Origin of the sequence: Marinomonas pontica (genome assembly GCF_026191375.1) — a bacterium.
GTDB lineage: Bacteria > Pseudomonadota > Gammaproteobacteria > Pseudomonadales > Marinomonadaceae > Marinomonas > Marinomonas pontica.
In genome coordinates this window covers 23,973-30,089 of record NZ_JAODTL010000034.1, presented here as the reverse complement: position 1 = coordinate 30,089, position 6,117 = coordinate 23,973, and the positions used below count along the sequence as shown (strand labels likewise).

Below are 6,117 nucleotides of genomic sequence, written 5' to 3'. Positions count from 1 at the left end.
GCGAATATTCATTTTTCCTTCGTTTTACTTACTCCGACTCTATTTTGTTTTTATTGGAATATTCTATGATAGGTTTGTCTATTAAAAGACGAATCACATTATCTAGAAAGAGTAACTCTCAGTATGATTAAACAAGACGCATTGGCTGTGCTGCCAGCTCAACAGGATGCCATTTGGTGGCTACCTCGACATGAACGTAAGCTTGCCGAAAGCGCGTCCATGGAGCAGGTAGATTTGGTGTTTCTTGGAGACTCTATTATGCAAGCATGGGAAACAGAAGGGGCGCTTGTGTGGGATGCTTTTTATAAATCAAGGCAAGCATTGAACCTTGGCTTCAATGGCGATAGAACAGAGAATGTTTTATGGCGACTCTTGCATGGAGAAATCGATAACATTCAACCTAAGCTATTGATTTTATTGATTGGCACCAATAACACTGGCCACCGAATGGACAGTGCGGAAGACACTGCAGAAGGGATTAAGCGGATTTTATCTTTATTGGTGGAAAAGCTTCCCACGACTAATATCCTACTGTTGGCAATATTTCCGCGTAGCGCTAAACCAACCCAAAAACTAAGAGTTTTGAATGAAGAGGTGAACCAACGCATTTGCTCGTTTGGCGACAATGATCAGGTATCTTTTCTTAATATCAATCACTGCTTTCTCGATGAAGAAGGGCGCTTGACCAGTGATATTATGAACGACTTTCTGCACCCTAATCGTAATCAGTATCAAATTTTTGCTGAGGCGATTGAGCCGACTATTGCTAGGCTTATGTCAGAAAGCTGATTTACATCTACGTAAAAATACTTACTTTCAATGCGTAGTTTCCACCTTACAATTCGGTATTCGTACGAATTGTTTGCACTTTCTATCCGCGCGATTATCACCCCTGCTCGATCTTAAATAACAAAAAATAAGACCACAGGATGATAAAAACAATGAAATCCTTAAAACTCACAACGCTAGTCGCTGCAACCGCAGTTGCTTTAAGTGCTTTTTCTTTGCCTGCTCTTGCTGCAGAAAAAGTTTATAAGTTGAAGATGGCTGAAACTTGGGCATCTAATTTTCCTATCTTTGGTGATGCCCCACGAAATATGGCGCGTATCGCCGATGAAATGTCTAATGGACGTTTAAAAATCACTATCGACTCCGCCAACAAACACAAAGCGCCTTTGGGTGTGTTTGATATGGTTCGTTCTGGTCAATATGATATGGGTCACTCGGCATCCTATTATTGGAAAGGCAAAGTCCCTAATACTCTGTACTTTACAACAATGCCATTTGGCATGATCACACCGGAACAATACGGTTGGTTCTATTACGGTGGTGGTATGGAACTGATGCAGAAGGTATATCAGCCGTTTGGCCTGTTGTCCTTCCCTGGCGGTAACACAGGTAACCAAATGGGCGGTTGGTTCCAAAAAGAGATCAACTCGCTTGATGACCTTCAAGGCCTGAAGATGCGTATTCCTGGCTTTGCTGGTGAAGTTCTAGCGAAGTTAGGTGCTAAGCCGACTAACATTGCCGCAGGTGAGCTATACACGGCGCTTGAGCGTCGTACAATTGATGCGTTGGAATGGGTTGGACCTTCTCTTGATTTACGAATGGGCTTCCATAAAATCGCACCGTACTACTACACGGGATGGCATGAGCCAGCAACCGAGTTGCAATTCCTAGTGAACGAACGTACTTGGAAAAAGCTACCTGACGATCTTCGTGAAATTCTTCGTACTTCGATGAAATTGGCTTCCTACGACATGTATATCCAGTCTTATCATGAAAGCGCTGAAAACTGGGCGACAATGAAAACGGAATACCCAAATGTCCAAGTGAAAACCTTCCCTAAAGAAGTATTGGTGGCAATGAAAAAAGCCAACCAAGAGCTGCTAGACGAAAAAGCGGCCGAAGATCCTTTAGCGAAAGAAATTTTGGAATCCCAAGCCGCGTACATGAAAAAAGTACGTGTCTGGACCAATATTTCTGATCGTGCCTACCTTGATAGTGTCGATAGCTTAGCGGAATAAAACCTCTAAATCGGACAGATGATTGGCATCTGTCCGATTTTTTCTAGGAGTTCGAAATGTTTTTAATCCACCTAGAACGAGGCATTGCTCGTTTTTCAAATCTACTCGGTGTCGTCTCTACCGTATTGTTTCTTATCTTGCTGTGTAATGTTTTTTACGATGTGTTGATGCGTTACGCCTTTAATGACGTGTCGATTGGCATGCAAGAATTAGAGTGGCATTTGTATGCGGCGATTTTTCTGTTAGGCATACCATATGGTATTCAACATGGCGGTCATGTGCGTGTTGATTTGATTTACGAGAACCTATCCATCCGTGGTAAAGCATGGATTGACTTATGTGGTTGCGTGTTTTTTCTTTTGCCTTTTACTTTGTTGGTTGGTTATTACGGCATTGGATTTTCTTACGAGGCTTTTACGCTTTGGTGAAACCAGTGGTGATCCGGGTGGTTTGCCTTATCGCTGGATTATAAAAGCGGTTATTCCTTTTGCCTTTTTCTCTATGACCATCAGTGGTTTAGGAATGATGATTCGCTGTATCAATGCATTGCGGGGCGTCAGTAAAGACGGTTTTTCACATCCGCCTATTCAACATTGATTCTGTTTCCATTTTAAGTTTATAGGTTTTTTATGATTGGAATAATCATGTTCTTTGTTGCTCTGGTGATGTTGTTACTAGGGTTTCCTGTGGCTTTTACCTTTGGTGGTATAGCGCTTATCTTTGGTGTGTTTGCCGAAGGTTTTGACATGTTCGCTTTTATGCCGTTCCGCATTCAAAGCTACATGGAAAATACGGTGATGATGGCTGTGCCATTGTTTGTATTCATGGGTATTGTGTTACAAAAGACGAGGCTAGCAGAGCAGTTATTAGAGGCCATGGGCAAACTGTTTGGTGGTGTTCGTGGCGGTTTAGCGATTTCGACTATTTTAGTGGGGGCGCTCTTAGCCGCATCGACTGGCGTGGTTGGCGCGAGTGTGGTGGCAATGGGGCTAATTTCCTTGCCGGTTATGCTGAAATACAAATACAACAAATCGTTAGCGTGCGGCACTATTTGTGCGTCTGGTACCTTGGGACAAATTATCCCGCCGTCTATTATTTTGATCATTTTGGGGGATGTTTTAGGCATTCCTGTTGGCGATTTGTTTCATGCTGCGCTTTTCCCAGGCATGATTTTGATTGGCTGCTACATTGTTTATATCTTGATCCTGACCTTTTTGAAGCCCGATATGGCGCCAGCGATGCCTCAAGACTTGGGGGATGAAACACGTGCGCAACAGGTTATTAGTGCTCTGAAAGCCATTATTCCACCATTAGCGTTGGTGCTTATTGTACTTGGGTCTATTTTTACCGGTATTGCAACGCCAACGGAATCTTCCGCATTGGGTGGCATGGGCGCTATTGTATTGGCTCTGCTGTATCGTCAATTCAGCTGGAAAATGCTTTATGACAGCGGATTAGAAACCGTCAAAGTTACGGCGATGGTGTTTGCGATATTGATGGGGGCAACCGCGTTCTCAATGGCGTTTAGCTACACGGGTGGCGATGCCATCGTGGAAGAAGTCTTACTGAATCTTCCAGGTGAGAAATGGGGCTTTATTATTCTAGCGATGATTGCCATTTTAATACTGGGCTTCTTCATCGATTTTGTTGAGATTGCTTTTATCATCGTTCCTATATTGGCGCCTGTGGCTGAAGCGTTAGGCATTAACATGGTGTGGTTTGCGATCTTGATTGCGATGAATTTACAGACGTCGTTCTTAACCCCGCCTTTTGGCTTTAGTTTATTCTACTTAAAAGGGGTAGCACCGAGTTCAATACGTACTGTGGATATTTATAAGGGCGTAATGCCATTTATATTGATCCAGATCCTCGTTTTGATCAGCATTATGGTCTTTCCTGAATGGTATGGAATGAACTAATCTATAAGAGCCTAAGCAGTCGAAAAAGAAGCGGGGATGATTTCCCGCTTTTTTGTTGGCCTTTCTATGCCGCTGATTACTCTATGTTGCCGGGAAGCTCGGGCTCAAAAATAATAAAAAAGGTCTTTCTTTGTGGGGTTAAAAAGCAAAATTATCTTACTGGCTGTGGCGCCATTGATTGTCGCGACCGCCATCATCACCTATTTGGGTTTTCAGTCTGCTCGTGACCTAGCCTCGCAAGAGCTGTCCATTTACGAGTTTAATTTGGTCAATGCAAAAAAACTGGCACTAAAAAACCACGTCAATATCGCCATGTCAGCGATTCGTCCCATTTTAGAAGACACGGCACTGAGCGATGTCGAAGCACAGACGCAAGTCAAAAAAATTCTGGCGGGACTCAGCTATGAAGACGATGGCTATTTCTTTGCCTATGAAATGACAGGGGTGAATTTGGTTCATCCTACTCAGCCTGATTTTGTCGGAAAAAACCTTTGGGATTTTCAGGATCGCACTGGTAACTACTTAATTCAGGGGCTGATTCGCGCTGCACAGGCAGGTGGAGGCTACCATCGCTATATTTGGGAAAAGCCGCCACAGATGAAGCAAGAGGACAAACTGGGCTACGTGGAGGCGATTAATCGTTGGAACTGGATCATGGGGACGGGTTTGTATCTGGACGATATTTACGCGGAGCTGGCAAAAACCAAAGCCATCATGAACGACAATATAGAGCGCAGCTTTTTTACGGTGATCGCTGTTGTTGTGGTGACCGTGGTGTTGGTTATCTTATTGGGATTGGCGATAAACTTGCATGAGCACAAGCTGGCTGACTCAAGATTAAAAGAGCTTGCTCAGCGCTTTATGCGTTTTCAGGTCAATGAACGACGGGGCTTTTCGCGAGAGCTTCACGACGGCATTAATCAATTGTTGGTGAGCTGTAAGTTTCGCATTGAGCTGGCGGGCAACAAATTGAAGCGCGATCATGACAAAGATGTCATCCATCAAGAGCTGATAAAAGCCGGTGAATTGATGAATCAAACAATCAGTGAAGTGCGGCAAATTTCACACAATTTAAGACCAACGCTGTTGGACGACTTAGGATTAGATACCGCATTAAAAGCCTTAATTGACCAGTTTATGGAAAGAACGGGTGTGCAAGTTACGTATCGTTTTGAGGTTTCCTCTACCTTACCGGATGAAATTGAAATGACAGTTTACCGCTTGACGCAAGAGTCATTGACCAATATTGAAAAGCACGCACAAGCCAAACACATTTCGCTGCAAGTCACCCAGTCTTATCGACACGTTGAGTTTGAATGCTTGGACGATGGCAAAGGCTTTTCACACAAATCGGAACTGACAGCAGGGATTGGTCTGATCAACATGCGAGAGCGGCTAGAATTGATTGGTGGTGATTTCATGCTGGAATCACAACGGGGCAAAGGTACAAAAATACACGCACTGTTGCCACTAGAACAACGCGCATAACCCATGAGCGAAACGAGACAATAATGACAAAAAATATTCGAGTTCTTTTGGTCGATGATCATATTTTGGTGCTGGACGGGCTGCAAGCTCGCTTGGAACTGGAAGGCAATATCGACATTATCGCAACGGCTTCAAATGGCTTGGAAGCGCTGGAAAAAGCCAAGCAAACGCAGCCTGATTTGATATTAATGGACGTTTCTATGCCAGTGTTAAATGGTCTAGAAGCAACCAAACGTTTTAAAGTGGAGCAGCCAAACGTCAAAATACTGATGCTCAGTATGCACAATGATAAAGAGTATATTTTGTCCTTAGTGCAATCAGGTGCAAACGGATACGTGCTAAAAGATGTGTCTTCTGAAGAGTTGGTGCAAGCGATTAATACCGTGTATCAAGGCGGAACGTATTTTAGTTCAGGCGCATCCGACTCGCTCTTCTCGCTCGCATCCTCCTCCACACCGTGTGAAGAATTAACCAAGCGAGAAACCGCCGTTCTGAAAGAGCTGGCCATTGGTTTATCCAATAAAGAGATTGCGCAGGCATTGAATATCAGCGTGAGAACGGTGGAAACGCACCGACAGAATATAAAAAACAAGTTAGATATTTATACCTCGGCAGGCTTGATAAAATATGCGTTGGCACAACATTTGATTGACTGATTTAGGGTTAAATTGACCTTTTAAGGA

General features: G+C 43.6%; 7 protein-coding genes. All 7 read left to right on the top strand.

Features of this window, described 5'->3' with window-relative positions; genetic code table 11:
* Positions 1-123 precede the first annotated feature (123 nt).
* The 7 genes from N5P32_RS08305 to N5P32_RS08280 all read left to right on the top strand — a co-directional run bounded on the left by N5P32_RS08305 (position 124) and on the right by N5P32_RS08280 (position 6,090).
* On the top strand, positions 124-789 hold the full coding sequence (locus tag N5P32_RS08305; protein ID WP_265728626.1) for a GDSL-type esterase/lipase family protein: 666 nt from the start codon (positions 124-126) through the stop codon (positions 787-789).
* 152 nt (positions 790-941) lie between these two features.
* Complete coding sequence (locus N5P32_RS08300) at positions 942-2,027, top strand: TRAP transporter substrate-binding protein (protein WP_265728625.1); 1,086 nt, start codon at positions 942-944, stop codon at positions 2,025-2,027.
* 56 nt (positions 2,028-2,083) lie between these two features.
* The gene (locus N5P32_RS08295) at positions 2,084-2,455 is read left to right on the top strand and encodes a TRAP transporter small permease subunit (RefSeq protein ID WP_322783842.1); all 372 of its coding nucleotides are present in this window, start codon (positions 2,084-2,086) and stop codon (positions 2,453-2,455) included.
* Positions 2,421-2,624, top strand: coding sequence for a hypothetical protein (locus tag N5P32_RS17980; RefSeq protein WP_322783841.1), 204 nt, complete (start codon positions 2,421-2,423; stop codon positions 2,622-2,624). Before N5P32_RS08295 ends, N5P32_RS17980 begins: the two co-directional genes overlap by 35 nt.
* A 32-nt stretch (positions 2,625-2,656) precedes the next feature.
* On the top strand, positions 2,657-3,946 hold the full coding sequence (locus tag N5P32_RS08290; RefSeq protein WP_265728624.1) for a TRAP transporter large permease: 1,290 nt from the start codon (positions 2,657-2,659) through the stop codon (positions 3,944-3,946).
* Positions 3,947-4,078: 132 nt separating this feature from the next.
* Positions 4,079-5,434 carry a cache domain-containing protein gene (locus N5P32_RS08285; protein ID WP_265728623.1) on the top strand — a complete coding sequence of 452 codons (1,356 nt, stop codon included), beginning with the start codon at positions 4,079-4,081 and terminating at the stop codon, positions 5,432-5,434.
* 23 nt (positions 5,435-5,457) lie between these two features.
* On the top strand, positions 5,458-6,090 hold the full coding sequence (locus tag N5P32_RS08280; RefSeq protein WP_265728622.1) for a response regulator transcription factor: 633 nt from the start codon (positions 5,458-5,460) through the stop codon (positions 6,088-6,090).
* Positions 6,091-6,117: the final 27 nt, after the last annotated feature.

Bases quoted from the DNA above. Each gene is read 5' to 3' on its own strand.
- N5P32_RS08300 (WP_265728625.1), top strand. From the start codon at position 942: ATGAAATCCTTAAAACTCACAACGCTAGTCGCTGCAACCGCAGTTGCT.
- N5P32_RS08290 (WP_265728624.1), top strand. From the start codon at position 2,657: ATGATTGGAATAATCATGTTCTTTGTTGCTCTGGTGATGTTGTTACTA.
- N5P32_RS08295 (WP_322783842.1), top strand. From the start codon at position 2,084: ATGTTTTTAATCCACCTAGAACGAGGCATTGCTCGTTTTTCAAATCTA.
- N5P32_RS08280 (WP_265728622.1), top strand. From the start codon at position 5,458: ATGACAAAAAATATTCGAGTTCTTTTGGTCGATGATCATATTTTGGTG.
- N5P32_RS08305 (WP_265728626.1), top strand. From the start codon at position 124: ATGATTAAACAAGACGCATTGGCTGTGCTGCCAGCTCAACAGGATGCC.